The 22,037-nt window shown below is 68.1% G+C and carries 17 protein-coding genes; 13 read left to right on the forward strand and 4 right to left on the reverse strand.

The genetic code is table 11. The annotated features are described in order from the left end of the window. Positions 1-39: 39 nt before the first annotated feature. Positions 40-822 carry a 2-(1,2-epoxy-1,2-dihydrophenyl)acetyl-CoA isomerase PaaG gene (paaG, locus tag E2493_RS11140; RefSeq protein WP_135086745.1) on the reverse strand — a complete coding sequence of 261 codons (783 nt, stop codon included), beginning with the start codon at positions 820-822 and terminating at the stop codon, positions 40-42. A gap of 84 nt (positions 823-906) precedes the next feature. Here paaG and pcaF point away from each other — a divergent pair, with 84 nt between their 5' ends. The 8 genes from pcaF (at position 907) to paaE (ending at position 8,351) form a co-directional block, all read left to right on the forward strand. Beyond that, positions 907-2,109, forward strand: a complete 1,203-nt coding sequence (gene pcaF / locus E2493_RS11145; RefSeq protein ID WP_135086747.1) for a 3-oxoadipyl-CoA thiolase — start codon at positions 907-909, stop codon at positions 2,107-2,109. 44 nt (positions 2,110-2,153) lie between these two features. Further along, positions 2,154-3,167 carry an AraC family transcriptional regulator gene (locus E2493_RS11150; RefSeq protein ID WP_135086749.1) on the forward strand — a complete coding sequence of 338 codons (1,014 nt, stop codon included), beginning with the start codon at positions 2,154-2,156 and terminating at the stop codon, positions 3,165-3,167. 471 nt (positions 3,168-3,638) lie between these two features. Continuing rightward, positions 3,639-4,517 carry a TolB family protein gene (locus E2493_RS11155; protein ID WP_167737489.1) on the forward strand — a complete coding sequence of 293 codons (879 nt, stop codon included), beginning with the start codon at positions 3,639-3,641 and terminating at the stop codon, positions 4,515-4,517. 77 nt (positions 4,518-4,594) lie between these two features. After that, a complete protein-coding gene (paaA, locus tag E2493_RS11160; RefSeq protein ID WP_135086753.1) occupies positions 4,595-5,578 on the forward strand; it encodes a 1,2-phenylacetyl-CoA epoxidase subunit PaaA in 984 nt (327 codons plus the stop codon). Continuing rightward, positions 5,578-5,862, forward strand: a complete 285-nt coding sequence (paaB, locus tag E2493_RS11165) for a 1,2-phenylacetyl-CoA epoxidase subunit PaaB (protein WP_135086755.1) — start codon at positions 5,578-5,580, stop codon at positions 5,860-5,862. The genes paaA and paaB overlap by 1 nt, the downstream gene beginning before the upstream one ends. Continuing rightward, the gene (gene paaC, locus E2493_RS11170; protein WP_135086757.1) at positions 5,862-6,692 is read left to right on the forward strand and encodes a 1,2-phenylacetyl-CoA epoxidase subunit PaaC; all 831 of its coding nucleotides are present in this window, start codon (positions 5,862-5,864) and stop codon (positions 6,690-6,692) included. Before paaB ends, paaC begins: the two co-directional genes overlap by 1 nt. A gap of 161 nt (positions 6,693-6,853) precedes the next feature. Further along, entirely contained in the window at positions 6,854-7,273 is a 420-nt protein-coding gene (paaD, locus tag E2493_RS11175) for a 1,2-phenylacetyl-CoA epoxidase subunit PaaD (protein WP_263854080.1), read from the forward strand. 1 nt (position 7,274) lies between these two features. Further along, a complete protein-coding gene (paaE, locus tag E2493_RS11180) occupies positions 7,275-8,351 on the forward strand; it encodes a 1,2-phenylacetyl-CoA epoxidase subunit PaaE (protein WP_135086761.1) in 1,077 nt (358 codons plus the stop codon). A gap of 150 nt (positions 8,352-8,501) precedes the next feature. Here the strand turns inward: paaE and bla are convergent, their stop codons facing one another. The 3 genes from bla to E2493_RS11195 all read right to left on the reverse strand — a co-directional run bounded on the left by bla (position 8,502) and on the right by E2493_RS11195 (position 12,499). Next, positions 8,502-9,665: a class A beta-lactamase gene (gene bla, locus E2493_RS11185; protein ID WP_225421392.1), complete on the reverse strand. Its 1,164-nt coding sequence runs from the start codon at positions 9,663-9,665 to the stop codon at positions 8,502-8,504. Positions 9,666-9,789: 124 nt separating this feature from the next. Beyond that, positions 9,790-11,955: a TonB-dependent receptor gene (locus tag E2493_RS11190; protein ID WP_135086763.1), complete on the reverse strand. Its 2,166-nt coding sequence runs from the start codon at positions 11,953-11,955 to the stop codon at positions 9,790-9,792. A gap of 58 nt (positions 11,956-12,013) precedes the next feature. Beyond that, on the reverse strand, positions 12,014-12,499 hold the full coding sequence (locus tag E2493_RS11195) for a DNA-deoxyinosine glycosylase (protein WP_135086765.1): 486 nt from the start codon (positions 12,497-12,499) through the stop codon (positions 12,014-12,016). 126 nt (positions 12,500-12,625) lie between these two features. Here E2493_RS11195 and E2493_RS11200 point away from each other — a divergent pair, with 126 nt between their 5' ends. The 5 genes from E2493_RS11200 (at position 12,626) to lon (ending at position 22,015) form a co-directional block, all read left to right on the forward strand. Next, complete coding sequence (locus E2493_RS11200) at positions 12,626-13,579, forward strand: MDR/zinc-dependent alcohol dehydrogenase-like family protein (protein WP_135086766.1); 954 nt, start codon at positions 12,626-12,628, stop codon at positions 13,577-13,579. Next, positions 13,579-14,586 carry a Gfo/Idh/MocA family protein gene (locus E2493_RS11205; protein ID WP_135086768.1) on the forward strand — a complete coding sequence of 336 codons (1,008 nt, stop codon included), beginning with the start codon at positions 13,579-13,581 and terminating at the stop codon, positions 14,584-14,586. The genes E2493_RS11200 and E2493_RS11205 overlap by 1 nt, the downstream gene beginning before the upstream one ends. Before the next feature lie 142 nt (positions 14,587-14,728). Continuing rightward, positions 14,729-16,141, forward strand: coding sequence for an adenosylhomocysteinase (ahcY, locus tag E2493_RS11210; protein ID WP_135086770.1), 1,413 nt, complete (start codon positions 14,729-14,731; stop codon positions 16,139-16,141). Positions 16,142-16,333: 192 nt separating this feature from the next. Beyond that, positions 16,334-19,456 carry a TonB-dependent receptor domain-containing protein gene (locus tag E2493_RS11215; protein WP_135086772.1) on the forward strand — a complete coding sequence of 1,041 codons (3,123 nt, stop codon included), beginning with the start codon at positions 16,334-16,336 and terminating at the stop codon, positions 19,454-19,456. Between the two features lie 150 nt (positions 19,457-19,606). Continuing rightward, positions 19,607-22,015, forward strand: coding sequence for an endopeptidase La (lon, locus tag E2493_RS11220; RefSeq protein ID WP_135086774.1), 2,409 nt, complete (start codon positions 19,607-19,609; stop codon positions 22,013-22,015). The last annotated feature ends 22 nt before the right edge of the window (positions 22,016-22,037 follow it).

Raw genomic sequence — 22,037 nt, forward strand, 5'->3', positions numbered from 1 at the left:
AGCGGCCTTCGACAGGCTCAGGCCGAACGGAGCTGGATCTCATCTGCCGGTGAACCGCGGCGTCCGTTTCTCCATGAACGCCGCGACGCCTTCGCGATAATCGTCGCTGTAGCCGAGTGCGCGCATTGCGTCGCGCTGGAGATCGAGCTCCTCGTCGAGGCTGTGGCCCCAACTGTCGCGGATCATCCGCTTGATGGCGGCGAGGCCGCGGGTCGGCGCGGCGGCGAAGCGCCGGGCCAGAGCGTCGACCTCGGCGTCGAGCGACTCGTCGTCCACCGCCTTCCAGATCAGCCCCCATTCGGCGGCGCGCTCGGCCGGCAGCGGCTCGGCGGTGAGGGCGAGGCCGAGGGCGCGCGCCTGGCCGACGAGGCGCGGCAGCACCCAGGTGCCGCCGCTGTCCGGGATCAGGCCGATGTTGGCGAACGACTGGATGAACTTCGCCGACCGCGCCGCGATGACGATGTCGCAGGCCAGGGCGACGTTCGCGCCGGCGCCCGCCGCGACCCCGTTCACCCGCGCGATGACCGGCAAGGGAAGGGTGGTCAGCCGGCGGATCAGCGGATTGTACCGTTGCTCGACCGATTCGCCGAGATCGACGGCCTCGCCCGGCGCCACGGCGCGGTCGGCGAGATCCTGGCCGGCGCAGAAGCCGCGGCCGGCGCCGGTCAGGACGAGGACACGGGCGCCGTCGAGGCGACCGAGCGCATCGGCGACCTCCTCGTGCATCGCCACGGTGAAGCTGTTGAGGCGATCGGGCCGGTTGAGGGTCAGGCGGGCAATGCCGCCCTGATTGTCGAAGAGGATGGTGGCGTAGCGGGGCATGTGCTGCTCTTAACAGCCCCTCTCCTCTTGCGGGAGAGGGGCTGTTATGGGCGCGCGAGAACCAATGTCGCCCGGAGCTCTTGCATGACCGACGCCTTCATCTGCGACGCCGTACGTACCCCGATCGGACGCTACGGCGGCAGCCTCGCGCACGTCCGGGCGGACGATCTCGCGGCCATCCCGATCCGCGCCCTGATCGAGCGCAACCCCGGCGTCGACTGGAACGAGGTGGACGACGTGATCCTCGGCTGCGCCAACCAGGCCGGCGAGGACAATCGCAATCTGGCGCGGATGGCCGGCCTGCTCGCCGGCCTGCCTGACCGCTCGGGCGGGGTGACCCTCAACCGGCTGTGCGGCTCCGGCATGGACGCGGTGGCGATGGCGGCGCGGGTGATCCGCGGCAGCGAGGCCGACCTGATCGTCGCCGGCGGATCGGAGAGCATGAGCCGCGCGCCGTTCGTGATGGCGAAGGCGACCAGCGCCTTCGACCGCAACGCCGAGATGTACGACACGACGATCGGCTGGCGCTTCGTCAATCCGAAGATGAAGCACGCTTATGGCGACGACACGATGCCCTCGACGGCGGAGAATGTCGCCGAGGAATGGCAGGTCAGCCGCGCCGACCAGGATGCTATGGCCGTGCGCAGCCAGGAGAGGGCCAGCCGCGCGCAGGAGAGCGGCCGCTTCGCCGCCGAGATCGTGCCGGTCACCATCCCGCAACGGAAGGGCGATCCCATCGTCGTCGATCGCGACGAGCACCCGCGCAAGACCAGTGTCGAGGCGCTGGCCAGGCTGAAGCCGATCGTTCGCGGCGACGGCACCGTCACCGCGGGCAACGCCTCCGGAGTGAATGACGGCGCGGCGGCGATGATCGTCGCCACCGAGGCGGCCGCCCGGCGCAACGGCCTGACGCCGCGGGCGCGCTTCGTCGGCGCCGCCGTCGCTGGCGTGCCGCCGCGGATCATGGGCATCGGCCCCGCGCCGGCCTCCCAGAAACTGCTCGCCCGGCTCGGCCTTTCGATCGGCGACATGGACGTGATCGAGATCAACGAGGCTTTCGCCGCCCAGGCGCTGCCGGTGCTGCGCGAACTCGGGCTTCCCGACGACGCGGAGCACGTGAACCCGAACGGCGGCGCGATCGCGCTCGGCCACCCGCTCGGCATGTCGGGCGCGCGGCTGGCGATGACCGCGGCGGAGGAACTGCACCGCCGCGGCGGCCGCTACGCGCTCTGCGCGATGTGCATCGGCGTCGGCCAGGGCATCGCCATGGTCATCGAGCGGGTCTGAGCGGGCGTTGCGCGCCTGAACGCGGACTGGCATCAACGCGCGCGATGACGACACTCCTGGACATGGCAGGCGACGGTCTCGAGTTCGACACCGCGTCGCTGCCGATCGAGGAACGCTTCTCCGCCTGGGCCTCGGCGATGCCGTTCTATGCGGTGTCGACGCCGGAGCCGTGCGCCTTCGAGGCGCGGATCCGCGCCTGGCTCCTGCCACCGGTGATCGTCGTGGATGCGATGATGAGCGAGGTCTCCGTCGCCCGGACCGACGAGCACATCCGCACCGACGGCCGCGACGACCTGGTCCTGCAGCTGCTCGACGGCTCCTCCCTCGTCGCCGAGTTCGAGGGGGAAGAGACGGTTGCGCGCTCCGGCGAGATCGTCCTTCACGATCGCGCCCGGGCTTTTTCCGGCGTGCTCTCGGCCGGTCGAAACGTCACCGTCTCGATGCCGCGCGCCTTCCTGGAGGAGCGGCTGCCCGGGGTCGCCGTGCACGGGCTGGTGCTGCGCGACGGACTTGCCCTGCCGCTCGCCGCCTTTCTCGCCTCGCTGACTCAGGTTCTTGCCGCCGACCAAGGCGAGAGCGGCGAACTCGCGCGCCTGCTGCGCGACCTAGTCGCGGCGGCGGTGCGCCGGTCCGCTCCGGCGAGCCGGCAGGCGAGCGATGCGACGCTCAAGATCCGGGCGCATCGCTACATCCGCCAGAACCTCTCGGCGCCGCTCGACGTGCGCAGCCTCTGCGAGGCGCTGGGCGTCTCCCGCTCCCGCCTGTACCGCGCGTTCGAGCGCGACGGCGGCGTCGGCCGCTATGTCACCGTCGAGCGGCTCAAGCGGGTCCACCGCTTGCTCTCGGATCCGGCCGAACGCAGCTCGATCGCGCAACTGGCGGCGGCGCACGGCTTCCCCGACAGCGCCCATTTCAGCCGGCTTTTCCGCCGCACCTTCGGCTACGGACCGCAGGCGCTGCGGCGGCGCGCCGGGGAAGATGCCGGGACGAAGACACCCACGGTAGAGTGCGATCCCGCGCCGGCGCGCTTCAACCGCTGGGAAGATACCCGCGCCTGACCTGTCCGTCCGGTTCGGAATGGCCGGAGAGTTCTGCCCCCCGGGAAGGCAGCGAAATCAAGCCTCTGCGGCTCCGCGCGGGACGCAAAGCCAAGCAATTGGGACGCAGCGTCAATGGCTGCCCGGCCCGTTTCGGATATGATCGCGCCGTCCGCTCAGGGGGGACCGTGGGACGCCCGGCGCAGCGTTCGAAAGGGGCGCGCTGCGTCGGCGTTTCAATCGTCGGCGAAACATCACGGCTCGGACAGGGACTTGGCGGCGCTTCAGACGCTTGCTTGCTGGTGCCCGCGGATCGTGGCGGAATGCCGTCTGCACGATCACGCCCGAGAGTGCCGACATTTTCGTCGCGGTGGGCGACGCCTTCGTCGCAGCGGCCAGCGCTCCGTCTCAGGTCGCGCGGGCTTCGACGAAGCCGGAATGATCTTGGTTAACGTTCTGGTTAATCGCTTCCTGGGGACTGGGGAGACGATGATGATGGTATCGCAAGCGCGCGCCGCCAGCGTCGCCGGCGCGGGGACGCCGGCGGTTTATGCGCGGCGCCGTGACGACAAGGGGAGCGAGCTTGTCATGTACGATCGCAACCTGCGCGCGGGACGCGTCGTCTGGTCCGCTGCAGATGAAGGCGAGGCCGAAGCGACGATCGAGGACATCGCGGTCAGCGCCGACGGCAGAGTGATCGCGTTCGTCGTCGCCGCCGGCGAAAGCGGCGAAGGGGGGCTCACGATCAACCCTTATGCCGATCTCCATCTCTACGATGAGGTCTCCGGACGCTGCGCGCGCTTCGGCGCGGCGGGCGAGCTCGACCCGATCCTGAGCACGGTTCCGATGATCCGCGAGGTCGCGCTCTCGGCCGACGGCGAGCGAATCGCCTTCGTCGCCGAGAAGGCGAGGGGCTTTCCCGGCCAAGCGGACGTGTTCGTCTACGATCTTCGGGCGGGGCTGCTTTCGCAGGTCAATCCGGCGCCGCTGAGCCCGTGCCGCAATGTCGCGATCAGCGGCGACGGCGGCGCCGTCTTCTTCACCGATGCCGCGACCGGGCGGCTGCACGTCCACGATCTGGCGAGCGCCACGACACGCGCGCTGCCGATCACGGTCCCGCAGGGCTCGGCGGCGCATTATTCCGTTTCCGAGGACGGACGGTTCATCTCTTTCACCTCCGCCGCATTCGGCGAGCAGGGCGAGATTCGCCTGTTCGACCGGCGGAGCGGCGCGATCGAGGACGAGGCGGGCAGGGCGCCTCGTCCGCTCCCGCGGCGTCCGCTGGCGGCGCCGTCGTGGAGCAGCGCCGCCCGGGCGACGATCGTCTCGAGCCGCGCCGCCCCAACGGAACAGGCGCACGCCTTCGTCTGATCGGGTTCCTCGCTCCCTCTCGTGCGTTGTTTGCCGAGAGCCGTGCCCGCTGCTAGTGCGGGCGGCAGGAGAGTGAGATGTATACGACCGAGCTTCAAAAGACGAAGGCCGTGGCGGGCACCGAGGATCCGGATAAGCTTGCTGCCTTCGAGGCGCGCGTGGCCGCGGACGAGTTCATCGAGCCCAAGGACTGGATGCCGGAAGCCTATCGCCGGACCCTGACCCGGCAGATCTCGCAGCATGCCCATAGCGAGATCGTCGGCATGCTCCCGGAAGGCAATTGGATCACCCGCGCGCCGTCGCTGCGCCGCAAGGCGATCCTCCTCGCCAAGGTGCAGGACGAGGCGGGGCACGGTCTCTACCTCTATTCGGCGGCCGAGACGCTCGGCACCAGCCGCGAGGAGATGATCGAGGCGCTGCACTCCGGCAAGGCGAAATACTCGACGATCTTCAACTACCCGACGCTGACCTGGGCGGACATCGGGGCGATCGGCTGGCTGGTCGACGGCGCCGCGATCATGAACCAGGTGCCGCTCCAGCGGACCTCCTACGGCCCCTATGCGCGGGCGATGGTGCGGGTCTGCAAGGAGGAGAGCTTCCACCAGCGCCAGGGCTACGAGATCATGATGCATCTCGCCGCCGGCACGCCCGAGCAGAAAAGGATGGCGCAGGACGCGCTCAACCGCTGGTGGTGGCCGTCGCTGATGATGTTCGGCCCGCCCGATGCGGACAGCCCGAACACGGCGCAGTCTATGCGCTGGCGGATCAAGCGCGAGACCAATGACGAGCTGCGCCAGAAGTTCGTCGACATCACCGTGCCCCAGGCCGAGGCGCTCGGCCTCTCGGTCCCGGATCCGGTGCTCGCCTGGAACGAGGAGAAGGGCGGTCACGATTTCGGCGAGATCGACTGGGAGGAATTCTACGCGGTCGTCCGCGGCGAGGGCCCGGTCGCCAAGGAGCGGATGAAGGCGCGCCGCGACGCCTGGGAGGAGGGCGCCTGGGTGCGCGAGGCCGCCGCGGCTTATGCCGAGAAGCATGCCCGCAAGGCGGAGGCGGCCTGATGTCGAAGGACTGGCCGCTCTGGGAGGTGTTCGTGCGCTCGCGCGGCGGGCTTTCGCACCGTCACGTCGGCTCGGTACATGCCCCCGATGCGGAGATCGCGCTCCGTCACGCGCGGGACACCTATACGCGGCGGATGGAAGGCGTCAGCCTGTGGGTCGTGCCGTCGGCGCAGATCGTCGCCTCCGATCCGGCGGACGATGCGGCGATGTTCGATCCGGCGGCCGACAAGGTCTATCGCCATCCGACCTTCTATTCGATTCCGGACGACGTGAAGCACATCTGATGGCTTCGCTCCCGCCCATCGACCTTCCGCGCGGCGCGACCGGCGCCGGCGCCTTCGACGCTCTTGCCGAGGGCGGCGAGAACAACGTCCTTTTCGGTTTCCTGCTGCGGCTCGGCGACGACAGCCTGATCCTGGGCCAGCGTCTGTCCGAATGGACCGGCCACGCGCCTTCGGTCGAGGTCGACCTCAGCCTCGCCAACATCGCGCTCGACCTGGTCGGACAGGCGACCCATTTCCTCAACCATGCCGGGGAAGTGGAAGGGAAGGGCCGCGACGGCGACGCGCTGGCGTTCCGCCGTGACGTCCTCGATTTCCGCAACTGCTGGCTGGTCGAGCAGCCGAACGGCGATTTCGCGCAGACGATGGCCCGGCAGCTCCTCTTCTCCGGCTGGCAGAAACTGCTGTTCCAGGCGCTGCTGGGATCGCGTGACGCGACCGTCGCCGCCGTGGCCGAGAAAGCGGTGAAGGAAGTCACCTATCACGAGGAGCTCGCCGCCGAATGGGTGATCCGCCTCGGCGACGGCACGGAGGAGAGCCGCCGGCGGATGCAGGACGGGCTCGAGTGGATGTGGCGCTTCGTGCCGGAGCTGTTCGACATGGATCCGCTCGCCGCCTTCGTCGCCGAGCACGGCCTCGGCGCCGATCTCGCGGCGCTGCGCCCGGCCTGGGACCGGCGCGTGCGCAGCGTGATCGAGCAAGCGACGCTGCGCGTCCCGGCCGACCAGCGCCCGATCCTCGGCGGGCGGCGCGGCCATCATAGCGAGCATCTCGGCCACCTGCTCTGCACCATGCAGTTCCTCCCCCGCACCTACCCGGACGCGACATGGTAGCGGCAGGGAAGGCGCGGGTTGATTCGCCGCCGCTAACCCTCCCTTTTGATGGGGGAGGGAAGGGTGGGGGCGGCGTCAATGCAGGCCGGCGCGTCTCCGGAGACTCCACCCCTCCCCAACCCCTCCCCATCAAGGGGAGGGGCTTAGAGCCGATCTGGGCAGTGCTCGAGAGCGTACCCGATCCCGAGATCCCCGTGCTGTCGATCGTCGATCTCGGCATCGTCCGCGCGGTCGAGGCGGAGAGGGTGGTGCTGACGCCGACCTACACCGGCTGTCCGGCGACCCAGGTCATCGAGCGCGACGTGCGGGCGGCGCTGGACGCGGCCGGCTATCGGCGCGTGCGGATCGAGACCGCGCTTTCCCCAGCCTGGACGACCGACTGGATCACGCCGGTAGGCCGCGCCAAGCTCCATGCCTATGGCATCGCGCCGCCGACCGCGCCGGGGCAAGGGACGCCGGAATGCCCGCGCTGCGGATCGGCCCACACCGACGAGATCAGCCGCTTCGGATCGACGCCGTGCAAGTCCCTGTGGCGCTGCCTCGACTGCGCCGAGCCGTTCGACCTGTTCAAATGCCACTGAGATGAGCGTCACCTTTCACAGCCTGGCCGTCGCCGAGCTCGTTTCCGAGACCGCCGACGCCAAATCGATCCGCTTCGACCTGCCGCCCGAGCTCGCGCCACTGTTCCGTTTTCGCCCGGGCCAGCATCTCACCCTCCGGGCCGAGATCGGCGGCGAGGACGTGCGCCGCAACTATTCGCTCTGCGTTGCGCCGGACGAGGGTCAGCTCAAGGTCACCGTCAAGCGGATCGCCGGCGGCCTGTTCTCGAACTGGCTGAACGACACCCTGAAGCCGGGCGACCGGCTGGACGTGATGGAACCGCACGGCTCGTTCACCTGGGAGTTCGAGCCGGAGGCGGCCAACCATTATGTCGGCTTCGCGGGCGGATCGGGGATCACGCCGGTGATCTCGCTGCTGAAGACGGCGCTGGCGGCCGAGCCGGCGAGCCGCTTCACCTTGTTCTACGGCAATCGCGACAGCCAGTCGGTGATCTTCCTCGAGGAGCTGGCGCGGCTCAAGAACCGCTACATGGGACGGCTGGAGATCCACCATTTCCTCGCGGAGGAATCGGAGGATATCGAGCTCTACAACGGCATGCTGGATCGCGCGAAATGCGACGAGGTGCTCGCCCATCTCGTCGATCCGGAGGAGGTCACCGCCTTCTTCATCTGCGGGCCGGGACCGATGATGGATGCGGCCGAGGCGGCGCTGGTCGCCCACGGAGTCGCGGCCGAGAAGATCCACATAGAGCGGTTCACCGCCGACAGGCCGTCTGCCGCGCTCGAGGCGCAGATGCAGGCGCTGCAGAGCCAGGCGCAGGGGCTGACGATGAGCGTGACGCTCGACGGGCGGACGCGGCGCGTGCCGTTCAGCGCCGAAGCGGGCAACATCCTCGACAGCGCCCGCGCCGCCGGGCTGCCGGCGCCGTTCGCCTGCAAGGCCGGCGTCTGCGCGACCTGCCGGGCCCGGGTGGTCTCAGGAAGCGTCGAGATGGCCGCGCGCTACGGCCTCACCGACGAGGAGATCGCCGCAGGTTATGTGCTGACCTGCCAGTCGGTGCCGAGCGGCGAGGGCCTCGAGCTCGACTACGACGCCTGAGGCGAGCCGCGCAGCCGCGTCGCCAAAGCGGGGTTGGTCACCAACAGCGTTCAGGCTGAGCCGGTCGACACTCACCCCTTCTCCTCCTCTGCAAGAGTACCAGATGGGGGCCAGGCTCAGCCCGAATGGGCTGTGAATCGAGGGCGATTCTCAGTGCGTGCCGACGCTGCGGGCGTCGCGGCGGCCGGCGTAATCGCCATGGGCGCCGCTCTCGTGGAAGGCAATGGTGGCGCGGACCGTCTTCTGCATCGCGGCCATGCGCTCGCCGAGCGGCGCCGAAGTGCGGCGGATCAGCACGGCGATCGCATAGGCATGGCCGTCCGGCGCGGTGATCACGCCGATGTCGTTATAGCCCGCCTGGACGCCGCCGAGGATCTGGCCGGTGCCGGTCTTGTGGGCGAGCTGCCAGCCGGGCGCGAGGCCGCCCTTGAGGCGCTGCGGGCCGGTCTTGGTGTGCGACATGATCGACAGCAGGCGCTCGGTCGAGGCCGGGGAGAGCAATTCGCCGCGCTTCAGGCGCGCCAGCGCATCGACGACGCCGAGCGGGGTGGCGCCGTCCATCGGGCTGGCGATGTACTTCTCGAACGCCGCGCGACGCCTGGCGAGGGGGAGGGCGTCGCGGGCGGTGTAGAAGGCGCCGTTATAGGCGTAGGACTGCTTCCACTCGATGCCGGCGATCTCGCTCTGCAGCAGGCGCTCGCCCGGACCGAAGCGGATGCCGCTGATGCCCTTCTCGCGCAGGAAGGCGCGGACCGCCTCGGGGCCGCCCGCGCGCCACAGCACCGCGTCGTTGCAGGTGTTGTCGCTCTGCTGCAGGGCGCGCGTCATCAGCGTTCCGATGTTGGTGGTATAGCCGCTCGCCCCGATCTGCCGCGCGATCGGCTGGTGGAACAGGGTCATGTCGGCCTTGGTGAGAGTCACCGGGCGGGTGAGGCTGAGCGCGCCCTGATCCACCTTGTCGAGCGCGGTGAGCGCGACCCAGAACTTGCTGACGCTCTGCTGGGGGAAATAGGTGTTGCCGTCATAGGCGGTGGCCCAGCCGGTCTGCACGTCGCGCACCGCAATGCCGATATCGCCGTTGAACGCCTGACCCAGGGCGCGGATCTGCGCCGCCAGCGCCCGCTGCGCCGGCGTCTCCGCGACCGTCGAGACGGCCTGGGCGAGTTGCTGGACCCGCGCCGTCTGCGGCTTGGCCGCCGGCGCGCTCTGCGCGGGCTGGTGGACGATGCCGGCCACGAGGCCGAGGACGGGCACGGACGCGAGCACCGCGTGCTTCATGTTGATGCGCGCGAGACGACGAGATTCCAAAGCCACTAAACCGCTCCTAAGCCCTTATGCCCGAATGGATTCATCATACTAATCCGCGGCTTTCCGCTAGATTAAGGATGATCGGCGCGCGACGGGGCGTGCGGGCGTTGCGACGGACTCCCGGAACGGCTCAGAAGCTCATGCGTGCGGTCAGCCGGATATCCCGGCCGGCGAGCGGCGCCACGTCCTTGAGGAAGCTGGCGTGGCGGCGCGCATCGACGTCGAAGATGTTGTTGGCCGACACGCTCAGGCTGGTGTTCGGCAGCGTCGGCAGCGGCTTCCACGAGACCGAGGCATTGACCAGGGTGAAGCCGTCCGTCGGCGTCTCCAGTTCGGCGAGGCGGCCCTGCGCGTCGGTCCACTCGACTTCCAGCCGGCCCTGCAGGCGGTCCGACTGCGCCTCGATCCCGCCCATCAGCCGGAGCGGCGGGATGCGCGGGGCTGGGCCGACTCTTTCGATTGTCGCGCGGACATAATCGGCGACGCCATCCAGGTTGATCGCGAATTCGCCGAGCTGCGTGACGCGGAGCGAGCCTTCCAGCTCGATGCCCGAGTAACGGGCATCGCCCTGGGTAATCTGGAACACGGGCAGGCCGTCCTCGATCGTCCCGGTTCGCTGCTCGTAGATGTAGCCGTCAAACCAGCTGCGGAAGATCGAGGCGGACAGGCTGAAGCCGTCGCCCTCCGCGGTCATCGTTCCTTCGACTCCCCAGCTCTTCTCCTTCGATAGGCCCGGCTCGCCGATCTCGAAGCTCTGCGTGCCTGCGTGCGGCCCGTTGGCGAACAGCTCCTCGGCCGACGGCGCACGCTGGCTGTGCGAGCCGCTGACGCCGAGGCGGACGCCGCGAAGGATCTCGTAATTGGCGCCGACGGAGCCGGAGAAGGCGTCGAAGCTGCGGCGGAGGGCTGGCGTGCCGAGATCGGCATCCGCCTCCGCGCGCACGTTCTGGTGCTCGTAGCGGGCACCGACCTCCGCCCGGAGCGGACCGCGACGATAGTTCTGGACGCTGAAGAGGCCGTATTGGCTGGTGCGGTTCGCCGGCAGGAACTTCTCCTCGCCAATCACGTCGAGATCGCGCCGGAAGAGCTGGGCGCCGAAGCCGCCGCCCCAGGCGCCGCGCTGCGCCTGGACGAACTCGAGCCGGCCCTCGGCGCCCTCGGTGAGGAAAGTGGTGCCGATGTCGCCCGTCTCCTCGAGCTCGTTGTGGCGGTAATCGGAATAGCCGCCGCGCAGGCGGATGCGGTCGAGGAAGCCGCCGCCCATCGCGATCTCGGCGCGACCGTCGACCCGTGTCTGCTTAACGTCGATGCGCGGCGCCTCGGCTTCCTCGGCAGGATCGAGCGAGTAGCGGATCGGCACGCCGTAGAGGCTGTCGTAGCGATTGACCGAGAAGCCGACGTTGGTCCGTCCCGAGATCCAGGCGGCGCCGAGCGCAACGTCCGACGTCTCGGCCGCGGTGTTCGGAAGGCGCCCGCGCATGTCGGCGAGAGCGCGGATCGCGGGGTCGGTGCTTGCCTGCGCCTCGGCGCGAAGCTCGGGCGAGAGGACGTAGCCGCCGATCTCGAGGTCGTTGGTTTTGGTGTAATTGCCGTCCGCGTGGATGACGAAGCCGTCGCCGACCGGCACGTCGAGCGTTGCGTTGGTCGAGCGCTCGTCCGCCGCGGAGCCGTAGGTGAGGATCGCCTCGACATGCGCCGTCTCGTCGGGGACCCGGCGCGGGATGCGGGAATCGATGACGTTGACCACACCGCCGATCGCGGAGGAGCCGAACAGCAAGGCGGCGGGACCGCGCAGCACCGCGATCCGCTCCGCCGTCAGCGGGTTCACCGCCACCGCGTGATCGACGCTGGTGTTCGAAGCGTCGAGGCTGCCGATGCCGTCGGTGAGGACGCGCACGCGCTCGCCCTGGAAGCCGCGCAGCACCGGCCGCGAGGCATTCGGGCCGAAGGAGGTCGCGGAGACGCCCGGCTGGCGCGCGAGGGTCTCGCCGATCGACGGCCGCAGCTCGCGGATGAGCTCGACGCCGCTCACGACCGAGGTGCCGGAGAGCACGTCTTCCTTGTTGCGGGCGAAGCCGGTGACGATGATCTCCTGAGTATGATCGGCATGCGCCTCGTCGGCGTCCGGCGCCGCGCTCTCCGGCGCCTGGACCGGCGCCGCAGCCTCCGTCTGCTGGGCAAGAGCCGGGCCGGCGATCAGAAGAAGTGCGGTGCCGGCAAGCAGCTGGGACGTGTTCAAGGCGAAGGACCTTCCTGTGAGCGACGATGAGATAATGTTACTCAGGCTGGGCGCCATTGCGCCGCGAAGCTGTCTGTAAGGTGAACGAGACGGCTCGTGATCGTGCGGGAGCGGGTCAGAGATAGACGCGAAGCGCCAGCCATTGCTCCAGCTTGGCATCGAAGGGCAGAGTGTAGGCAGGGCTGCTCGAGGGGAGCGCGACCAGCGCTGGCCCGGCTCCGGCCAGCTGCTTCATGCCCAGCGCCGCCGAGCGGCCGCCGTTGAAGGCGACGGCGCGCAGCTCCGCCAGGGTTGCGACGAACGGTGCGAGCGGGTTGACGCTGATGTCGCGAATGGCGCCGTCGAGGCTGCCGCGGCGTGTCGCCGAACCCACCGTGTCCCACAGGCCGATGCCCGCGCGCAGCAGGGCCTCGAGCCGGCGCCCATAATCCAGCGCCTCGATATCCTGTTCGATCACGCCGCCAATGAGCCGCCAGAACTGATTGCGGGGATTGGCATAATATCGTCGCCGTGCGAGCGACTCCTCGCCCGGCAGGCTGCCGAGGACGAGGATTCGGCAGCGGGCATCGGCGACGGGCGCGAACGAGCTCTTCCGATCCATCTGTCTCCAGCGGCCGCCGCTGCATTTCGGGGCCGCAACCTTCTTCTTCTACATGCGTTGCGGGGTCTGCCCGGGTTCGAATGGGCGTTCCTTTCCTCTGGGGTGGAGATCAATTTGGCAAGTCGGATGCGCGCCGCGGTCCTCGAAGGACCGGGGCGGATGAAGGTGGCCGAGGTGGACGTGCCCTTGCCGGGCGCCGGGCAGGTGCGGGTGCGGCTCGAGGGCTGCGGCGTGTGCGCGTCTAACCTCACGCCGTGGCAAGGACCGGAATGGATGCAGTTTCCGACCGAGCCGGGGGCGCTCGGCCACGAGGGTTGGGGCGTGATCGACGCGGTCGGCGAGGGGGTCGACGGCCTCGCGGTCGGCGACCGAGTCGCTGCCCTGTCGTTCAAGAGCTACGGCGAATATGACGTGGCCGAGGCCGACGCGGTGGTGAAGCTCCCCGAGGCGCTCGCCGGAAAGCCCTTCCCGGGCGAGCCTCTGGGCTGCGCGATGAACATCTTCCGCCGCAGCGACATCCGGGCCGGCCAGACGGTGGCGATCGTCGGCATCGGCTTCCTCGGCGCGATCCTCACCCGTCTCGCGACCGACGCGGGCGCCCGCGTGATCGCGGTATCCCGGCGCCCGTTCTCGCTCGACGTCGCCCGCCGCTTCGGCGCGGTCGAGACGATCGCGATGGACGATCATTGGCGGATCATCGAGCAGGTGAAGGCACTGACCGACGGCAAATTCTGCGACCGCGTCGTCGAGGCGGTCGGCAAGCAATGGCCGCTCGACCTTGCCGGCGAGCTCGTCCGCGAGGGCGGCAAGCTGATCGTCGCCGGCTATCACCAGGACGGGCCGCGCCAAATCAACATGCAGATGTGGAACTGGAAGGGCATCGACGTGATCAATGCCCATGAGCGCGATCCCGAGGTGGCGATGCAGGGGATACGCGACGCGGTGGACGCAGTCGCGTCGGGACGCCTCGATCCGTCGCCCCTCTACACCCATGCCTATCCGCTCGAGCGGCTCGGCGAGGCGCTCGACGCGACCCGCGATCGGCCGGACGGCTTCCTCAAGGCGCTGGTGACGGTCTGATGGCGGACTCCTCGCAGCGTCCCCGCGTCGGCTTTCTCGGCGTCGGCTGGATCGGCCGTCAGCGCATGGAGGCCATGCTTCGTACCGGCGCGATCGAGGCGGCGGCGATTGCCGATCCGTCTCCGGACATGGCCGCCGAGGCCCGGAAGCTCGCGCCGGGCGCTGCGCTGGTCGACGGTCTCGACGGGCTGCTCGCCCAAGGGGTCGACGGCATCGTGATTGCGACGCCGAGCGCGCTCCATGTCGAGCAGTCGATCCGCGCCCTCGAGGCCGGCGCTGCCGTCTTTTGCCAGAAGCCGCTGGGACGCGACGCGGCCGAGGCGGCCGCCGTCGTGGCGGCGGCCAGAGCCGCCGACCGCCTGCTCGCGGTCGATCTCTCCTACCGCTTCACCGAAGGCATGCGGCGGATCCGCGAACTGCTCGACGGCGGCGCGCTCGGCACCGTCTTTGCCGCCGATCTCGTCTTCCACAATGCCTATGGCCCGGACAAGCCATGGTTCTACGATCCGGCGCTGTCCGGCGGCGGCTGCGTGATGGATCTCGGCGTCCACCTCGTCGATCTGGCGCTTTGGGCGCTGGATTTCCCGAAGGTGACTTCGGTGTCGTCCCAGCTGCTTTCCGGAGGGGCGCCGCTCGCCCCGGGCAGCGTGGAGGATTATGCCGTCGCCCAGATCGGCCTGGAGAGCGGCGCCTCGGTGCGGCTCGCCTGCTCCTGGCGGCTGCCGGCCGGCTGCGAGGCGGTGATCTCCGCCGCCTTCTACGGCACGGGCGGCGGCGCCGCGCTGCGCAACGTCGGCGGCTCCTTCTACGATTTCACCGCGGAACGCTTCCACGGCACGACCAGCGAAACCCTGGTCTCCCCGCCGGACGAATGGGGTGGACGCGCGGCCGCCGACTGGGCGACGCGGCTGGGGCAGGGGGCGCGCTTCGATCCGGCGGCGGAGCGCCTGGTGGAGGTCGCTGCCCTGCTCGACCGCATCTATGGGCGCGGGACGGGTCCCGGCTGACGCCGGGCGGCGGCCTTGCCGGAAGACGCTGGATCGCACATATAAAGATATCTTTATATTTGCATCGGCGGAGCGTTGCCTGTAGAGCGCGCACCATTCGGCCGCCCGCCTCTGGCGGCTTTTTCTTTTCAGGAGACCGTCCGTGGCGACCCAGCCCCAGACCAGCTTTGACGACTATGTGATCCGCGACATCTCGCTTGCCGATTTTGGCCGCAAGGAGATCGAAATCGCCGAGACCGAGATGCCGGGCCTGATGGCGCTCCGCTCCGAATATGGCGCGTCGCAGCCGCTCAAGGGCGCGCGGATCACCGGTTCGCTGCACATGACGATCCAGACCGCCGTGCTGATCGAGACGCTGACCGCGCTCGGCGCCGACGTCCGCTGGGCCTCGTGCAACATCTTCTCGACCCAGGACCACGCCGCCGCCGCGATCGCCGCCTCGGGCGTGCCGGTGTTCGCCGTCAAGGGCGAGACGCTCGAGGAATATTGGGACTATGTCGTCCGCATCTTCGACTGGGGCCAGGACCAGACCTGCAACATGATCCTGGACGACGGTGGCGACGCGACCATGTTCGCCCTCTGGGGCGCGCGCGTCGAGGCGGGGGAAGAGCTGTTCGCCCCGACCAACGAGGAAGAAGAGATCTTCGTGGCGACGCTGAAGCGCTTCCTCGCCGAGCGTCCGGGCTATCTCACCAAGACGGTCGAGACGATCAAGGGCGTCTCGGAAGAGACCACCACCGGCGTCCACCGCCTCTACGAGCTCGCCAAGAAGGGCAAGCTCCCGTTCCCGGCGATCAACGTCAACGACTCGGTCACCAAGTCGAAGTTCGACAATCTCTACGGCTGCAAGGAGTCGCTGGTCGACGCGATCCGCCGCGCCACCGACGTGATGTTGGCCGGCAAGGTGGCCTGCGTCGCCGGCTTCGGTGACGTCGGCAAGGGCTCGGCGGCGTCGCTGCGCAACGGCGGGGCGCGCGTGCTCGTCACCGAGATCGATCCGATCTGCGCGCTGCAGGCGGCAATGGAAGGCTATGAGGTCGTGACGATGGAAGAGGCGGCGAAGCGCGCCGACATCTTCGTCACCGCCACCGGCAATGCCGACGTCATCACGCTCGATCACATGCGCGAGATGAAGAACATGGCGATCGTCTGCAACATCGGCCACTTCGACAGCGAGATCCAGATCGCGTCGCTCAACAACTACAAGTGGACGGAGATCAAGCCGCAGGTCGACGAGGTCGAGTTCGCGGACGGCAAGAAGATCATCGTCCTGGCGAAGGGCCGCCTGGTCAACCTGGGCTGCGCCACCGGGCATCCGAGCTTCGTCATGTCCTCGTCCTTCACCAACCAGGTGCTCGCCCAGATCGAGCTCTGGACGAAGGCCGACGCCTACAAGAACGACGTCTACGTGCTTCCCAAGCACCTCGACGAGAAGGTCGCCGCGCTTCACCTCGAGAAGCTGGGCGTCAAGCTGTCGAAGCTGACCGACAAGCAGGCCGCCTACATCGGCGTTCCGGTGGAAGGTCCGTTCAAGCCGGAGCATTACCGCTACTAAGCGCGGGCTTCGTGTAAAAAGTCAGGCCGGTGCCGTCGCGGACGGCACCGGCCTTTTTTCGTTACGCTAACGAAGATTGTTGCACGAAGGATACATCGAGCAAGTTCCGGCAAGTGCTTGGGCAGGTTCGGGCTTTCCTGTGCCCGATTATTGGCTCATGATTCACCTGCACCAGAACAGGCGAGGTTAGCCATGCGCTTCAGCTTCATGTCTCCGTCGGTTGCGTCTCTTTTCGCCATTGCCGTCGCAGCCGCTGCGACACCCGCTCTTGCCCAGACGGAGGAGCAGCAGGTCGATGCTGCCCAAACGCAGGAAGCGTGCAGCGACCTGACCGGCGCCGATCGCGACGCCTGCCTCACCGCCCAGAACATTCCGCCCGCACCCGGTGATGCGCAGGAGGAAGGATCGATCGTGGTCACCGGATCACGCATCCCGCGGGCCAATTTCGACACGCCGGTGCCGGCGGTCGTCCTCGGCGGCGAGCAGATCGAGATCCGGGGCTACACCAATCTCGGCGAGGCGCTCGACGAGCTGCCTGCCTTCGGCGTTCCCGGCAACAACGCGGTCGGTGGCCAGTCCGGTGCGTTCGGCGCCGGCCAGACCTTCGTCAACTTCTTCGGCCTTGGCGACCAGCGCACCCTGACGGTGGTGAACGGCCGGCGCTTCGTCAGCTCGAACACCGCCTCGATCTTCGGCGTGACCGGCGCCGGTTCGCAGGTCGACTTCAACGTCATTCCGTCGATCATCGCGGACCGCATCGAGACGATCGCGGTCGGCGGCGCGCCGATCTACGGCGCCGACGCGATCGCGGGCACCGTCAACATCATCACCAAGCGTACGTTCGAGGGCATCCAGCTCGACGCGCAGACCGCGATCACCGACGAAGGCGACGTGCCCGAATATCGGGTCCGCGGCATTGCCGGGATGACGTTCGGCGGCGAGCGCGGCAGCATCGTCATTGCCGGCGAATGGAATAGGCGCGGCGGCCTCGTCGGTACGGATCGTCCGAACAACCGGCTGAACAGCTTCTTCACCACGCCGCTCGATCCGGATTCGCCGTTCGGCAACATCTTCATCGAGGATCGCCGGATCCCCGCCCTGTCGGAGTTCGGCATTCCGCTGGTCACCGACTTCATCGCACTCTCACCGGGCCAAGTCGCCGACTTCGGCGGATTCCAGCCCGGTGTCGTGGATGCTTCCGGACAGGCGCTGGCATTCAACGCCCAGGGCGAGCTGATTCCCATCCAGTTCGGCGAGCAGACCGGCAATTTGATCAACTTCAACGGCGGCAACGGTTTCGTCCTGCCGTTCAATCTGCTTACCCCAACCCGGCGCTATCTGGCGACGGCGCTCGCGCAATATGAGGTCGCCGACCGGATCCGCCTGTTCGGCGAAGCCTGGTACGCCAACAGCAAGGGGCGGCAGCTGCGCGACCAGCCGGTCTACAACACGGCGCTGTTCGACGTCGCCGGCGGGACCGACGGCAATTACATCATCAGCATCAATAACCCGTTCCTCAGTTCGCAGGCGCGTTCGATCATCCAGCAGAACCTGGCGACCAGCCCGTTTGCCGACGACGACGACACCTTCCTGCTGACCCGCGCCAACACCGATCTCATTTCCGGCGCCGGATCCTCGACGGTCGAGGTCTATCGATTCGTCGGCGGCCTGGACGGTACGTTCAACGCGCTCGGCCGCGAGATGACGTTCGAGGTGGTGGGCAATTACGGCAAGTCGGTCAGCCAGGGACGCGAGCGCGCGCTCGTCCAGCAGAATCTGGAGAACGCCTTGAACGCGGTCCGCGACGCCAGCGGCAACGTCGTCTGCGCGCCGCACACCAACGCGCCGATCGCCACCATCAACTCGACCTGCGCGCCGCTCAACCCGTTCGGCCAGCAGATCAGCCAGGCGGCGAAGGATTATGTCACCACCATCGCCGACCCCCGGGCCGAGAACGACCAGTGGGTGGCGACGGCCTCGCTCTCGGGCACGTTGTTCGACGTGTGGGGCGGCGGCGTCGGCTTCGCGCTCGGCTACGAGCATCGCCGCGAAAGCGCCGACTTCGATCCGGGCGTATTTTACTTCGGCCAGCCGGATCCGAACGATCCGACCGCCGACAGGACCCAGTTCGGCCGCTCGATCCCGATCGACCCGGTGGCGGGCAACTTCAACACCGACGAGCTGTTTGGCGAGCTCACCATTCCGCTGATCGGCGAGGAGCAGAACATCCCGCTGATCCATTCGCTCGAGCTGAATGCGGCCGGCCGCTACATCTGGCACTCGCTGGCCGGCGGCGATCCGACCTACACGGTAGGCGCGACCTGGCAGCCGATCCGCGACATCACTTTCCGCGGCAATTTCACCCGCTCGGTGCGCGCGCCGGCGATCACGGAATTGTTCAACCCGACCAGCCAGATCTTCGACACGGCGAACGACCCGTGCGATTCTCGCTTCCTCGATGCGGGTCCCAACCCGGCGACCCGCCAGGCCAATTGTGCCGCCGCCGGGCTGCCGGCAGACTTCCAGTCCAACGTCGTCGACTTCACCTCGCGCGGCTCGCTTTCCGGCAACACCAACCTGCGCAACGAGCGGGCGAACGCCTGGACCGTCGGCGCGGTGCTGCGGCCGCGCTTCCTTCCGAACCTCACGCTGGCGGTCGACTGGGTAGACATCGAGCTCAAGGATGCGATCGAGAGCCTCGACATGGAGACAACGCTCGAGGCGTGCTACGACGATCCGAACTTCCCCGGCCCGATCTGCGACCAGATCGATCGCGATGCCGGCGGGCAGGTGACCTTTGTCAGGACCGGCTATGCCAATGCCGCGTCCCGCAAGTTCGAAGGGCTGGTCGCCGAGCTCGCCTGGCGGCTTAACACCCCGGTCCTCGGCGGCGGAAGCACGGTGAACCTCGGCGTCAACTACATTTACAACAACGAGCTCGAGTTCCGGGTCGGCCAGGGCGACCTGACCACGCTGCGCAACAGCATCGGCTATTCCAAGCACCAGTTCACCGCCAATGCGACCTACAAGAACGAGGGCCTCACCTGGCAGTGGCAGGCGCAGTATATTGGACCGACGCTGAACGACCCGGACGCCGAGGAGAATACGTACGAGTTCCCGCGGGTCGACGACTTCCTGTTCTTCAATACGTCGCTTCGCTACGAGGTGAACGACCGCTTCTCCGTGCGCTTGGTGGTCGACAATGTGTTCGACACGAAGAACCCGTTCCCGACTCCGGCACTCGGCGGCACCGTGACCTACTTCCCGGGCATCCTCGGGCGGAACTTCAAGTTCGGAGCTTCGGTGAAGTTCTGATCCGCGCTGCCGCCGCCCCGGCAGGGGGCGGCGGCAGGCTGCCCGCTTTCAACTGATCGGGTGCCCGGGAAGGGCAGGGTGTCCATTGATGCCCTCGGCGGCTTTCCCATATATGATGGGACAAGGCCGCACGGGCCCAGTGGAGTGCCAATGACTCAGAAATTCCCCGTCCTCCCGCTTCGCGACATCGTGGTGTTCCCGCAGATGATCGTGCCCCTGTTCGTCGGGCGCGACAAATCGGTGGCTGCGTTGGAGAGCGCGATGGCCGAGGACAAGCAGATCTTCCTCGTCTCGCAGCTCGACCCGGCGGAGGACGATCCCGATCGCGATGCGCTTTACGATCTCGGCGTCGTGGCCACCATTCTCCAGCTGCTCAAACTGCCCGACGGCACCGTTCGCGTGCTGGTCGAGGGTCAGCGCCGTGCCTCGCTGACGTCGATCGCCAGCGAGGGCGCGCACCTCGTCGCGGAGATCGAGGAGATCGAGGTCGAGGAGCCGAGCGGCGCCGAAGTCTCGGCGCTGATGCGCTCCGTGGTCGAGCAGTTCGAGAATTATTCCAAGCTCAACAAGAAGCTGCCCGCCGAGACGGCGGTCCAGCTCGGCCAGATCGAGGAGCCGTCGCGCCTCGCCGACGCGGTCGCCGCGAACATCAACATCAAGGTCTCGGACAAGCAGACCCTGCTCGCCGAGCTCAATCCGGTCCGCCGCCTGGAGATGACCTTCGCGTTCATGGAAGGCGAGCTCGGTGTCCTCCAGGTCGAGAAGAAGATCCGCAGCCGCGTCAAGCGGCAGATGGAGAAGACGCAGCGCGAATATTATCTCAACGAGCAGTTGAAGGCGATCCAGCGCGAGCTCGGCAACGAGGGCGAGGAAGGCGAGGGCGACGAGCTCGCCGAGCTCGGCCGCAAGATCGAGCGCACCAAGCTGTCCAAGGAAGCCAAGGCGAAGGCGACCTCCGAGCTCAAGAAACTGAAGGCGATGGCGCCGATGTCGGCGGAGGCGACCGTCTCGCGCAACTATCTCGACGTCCTGCTCGGGCTGCCGTGGGGCAAGAAGTCCAAGGTCAAGAAGGACATCGCCGAGGCGCAGGCGATCCTCGACGAGGACCATTACGGCCTCGAGAAGGTCAAGGACCGGATCGTCGAATATCTCGCCGTGCAGGCGCGGACCAACAAGCTGAAGGGCCCGATCCTCTGCCTCGTTGGCCCGCCCGGCGTCGGCAAGACCTCGCTCGGCCGTTCGATCGCCAAGGCCACCGGCCGCGAGTTCGTCCGCCAGTCGCTGGGCGGCGTGCGCGACGAGGCCGAGATCCGCGGCCACCGGCGCACCTATATCGGCTCACTGCCCGGCAAGATCGTCTCGAACCTGAGAAAGGCCGGCACCTCGAACCCGCTGTTCCTGCTCGACGAGATCGACAAGCTCGGCCAGGACTTCCGCGGCGATCCCGCCTCGGCGCTGCTCGAGGTGCTCGATCCTGAGCAGAATTCGAAGTTCCAGGACCATTATCTGGAGCTGGACTACGATCTCTCCGACATCATGTTCGTCACCACGGCGAACACGATGGACATGCCCCAGCCGCTGCTCGACCGCATGGAGATCATCCGGCTCGAAGGCTATACCGAGGACGAGAAGGTCGAGATCGCCCGCCGCCACCTGATCGGCAAGCAGATCGAGGCGCATGGCCTGAAGGAAGGCGAGCTCAGCTTCACCGAGGAGGGGCTGCGCACGCTGATCCGCCACTATACCCGCGAGGCCGGCGTCCGTACGCTGGAGCGCGAGATTGCCAAGGTCGCGCGCAAGGCTCTGCGCCGGATCCTCGAAGGCAAGGCGGAGAGGGTCGAGGTCACACCCGAGAATGTGGCGGATTTCGCCGGCGTCCAGCGCTTCCGCCACGGCGTCGGCGAGGAGGAGGACCAGATCGGCGCGGTCACCGGCCTGGCCTGGACCGAGGTCGGCGGCGAATTGCTCAGCATCGAGGCGGTCACCGTCCCGGGCAAGGGGCAGATCCGCACCACCGGCAAGCTCGGCGACGTCATGCAGGAGTCGATCCAGGCGGCCTTCTCGTTCGTGAAGGCGCGCAGCCCGAGCTACGGGGTGAAGCCGAGCATCTTCGGCCGCAAGGACATCCACGTCCATCTGCCCGAAGGGGCGGTGCCGAAGGACGGCCCGTCGGCCGGCATCGGCATGGTCACCGCGATCATCTCGACGCTGTCGGGCATCCCGGTCCGCCGCGACGTCGCGATGACCGGTGAGGTCACCCTGCGCGGCCGCGTCCTGCCGATCGGCGGCCTCAAGGAGAAGCTGCTCGCGGCGCTGCGCGGCGGCATCAAGAAGGTGCTTATCCCGGCGGAGAACGAGAAGGACCTCGCCGAGATTCCGGACTCGATCAAGACGGCGCTGGAGATCGTGCCGGTCGCCCATGTCGATCAGGTGCTCGCCCTGGCGCTCGCCGCGCCGGTGACTCCGATCGAGTGGACGGAGGCCGACGATCTCGCCACCGTCCCGGCCGCCGAGCTGGCGTCGAAGGACGAAGGGCTGGGGCTTCCGATCCGCCACTGAACCGCCGTGGCGCGTCGGCGCA

Source organism: Sphingomonas parva (ex Maeng et al. 2020), from assembly GCF_004564275.1.
GTDB classification, from domain to species: domain Bacteria; phylum Pseudomonadota; class Alphaproteobacteria; order Sphingomonadales; family Sphingomonadaceae; genus Allosphingosinicella; species Allosphingosinicella parva.

Bases quoted from the DNA above. Each gene is read 5' to 3' on its own strand.
- paaG (WP_135086745.1), bottom strand. From the start codon at position 822: ATGCCCCGCTACGCCACCATCCTCTTCGACAATCAGGGCGGCATTGCC.
- pcaF (WP_135086747.1), top strand. From the start codon at position 907: ATGACCGACGCCTTCATCTGCGACGCCGTACGTACCCCGATCGGACGC.
- E2493_RS11150 (WP_135086749.1), top strand. From the start codon at position 2,154: ATGACGACACTCCTGGACATGGCAGGCGACGGTCTCGAGTTCGACACC.
- E2493_RS11155 (WP_167737489.1), top strand. From the start codon at position 3,639: ATGATGGTATCGCAAGCGCGCGCCGCCAGCGTCGCCGGCGCGGGGACG.
- paaA (WP_135086753.1), top strand. From the start codon at position 4,595: ATGTATACGACCGAGCTTCAAAAGACGAAGGCCGTGGCGGGCACCGAG.
- paaB (WP_135086755.1), top strand. From the start codon at position 5,578: ATGTCGAAGGACTGGCCGCTCTGGGAGGTGTTCGTGCGCTCGCGCGGC.
- paaC (WP_135086757.1), top strand. From the start codon at position 5,862: ATGGCTTCGCTCCCGCCCATCGACCTTCCGCGCGGCGCGACCGGCGCC.
- paaE (WP_135086761.1), top strand. From the start codon at position 7,275: ATGAGCGTCACCTTTCACAGCCTGGCCGTCGCCGAGCTCGTTTCCGAG.
- E2493_RS11190 (WP_135086763.1), bottom strand. From the start codon at position 11,955: ATGGCGCCCAGCCTGAGTAACATTATCTCATCGTCGCTCACAGGAAGG.
- E2493_RS11195 (WP_135086765.1), bottom strand. From the start codon at position 12,499: ATGGATCGGAAGAGCTCGTTCGCGCCCGTCGCCGATGCCCGCTGCCGA.
- E2493_RS11200 (WP_135086766.1), top strand. From the start codon at position 12,626: ATGCGCGCCGCGGTCCTCGAAGGACCGGGGCGGATGAAGGTGGCCGAG.
- E2493_RS11205 (WP_135086768.1), top strand. From the start codon at position 13,579: ATGGCGGACTCCTCGCAGCGTCCCCGCGTCGGCTTTCTCGGCGTCGGC.
- E2493_RS11215 (WP_135086772.1), top strand. From the start codon at position 16,334: ATGCGCTTCAGCTTCATGTCTCCGTCGGTTGCGTCTCTTTTCGCCATT.
- lon (WP_135086774.1), top strand. From the start codon at position 19,607: ATGACTCAGAAATTCCCCGTCCTCCCGCTTCGCGACATCGTGGTGTTC.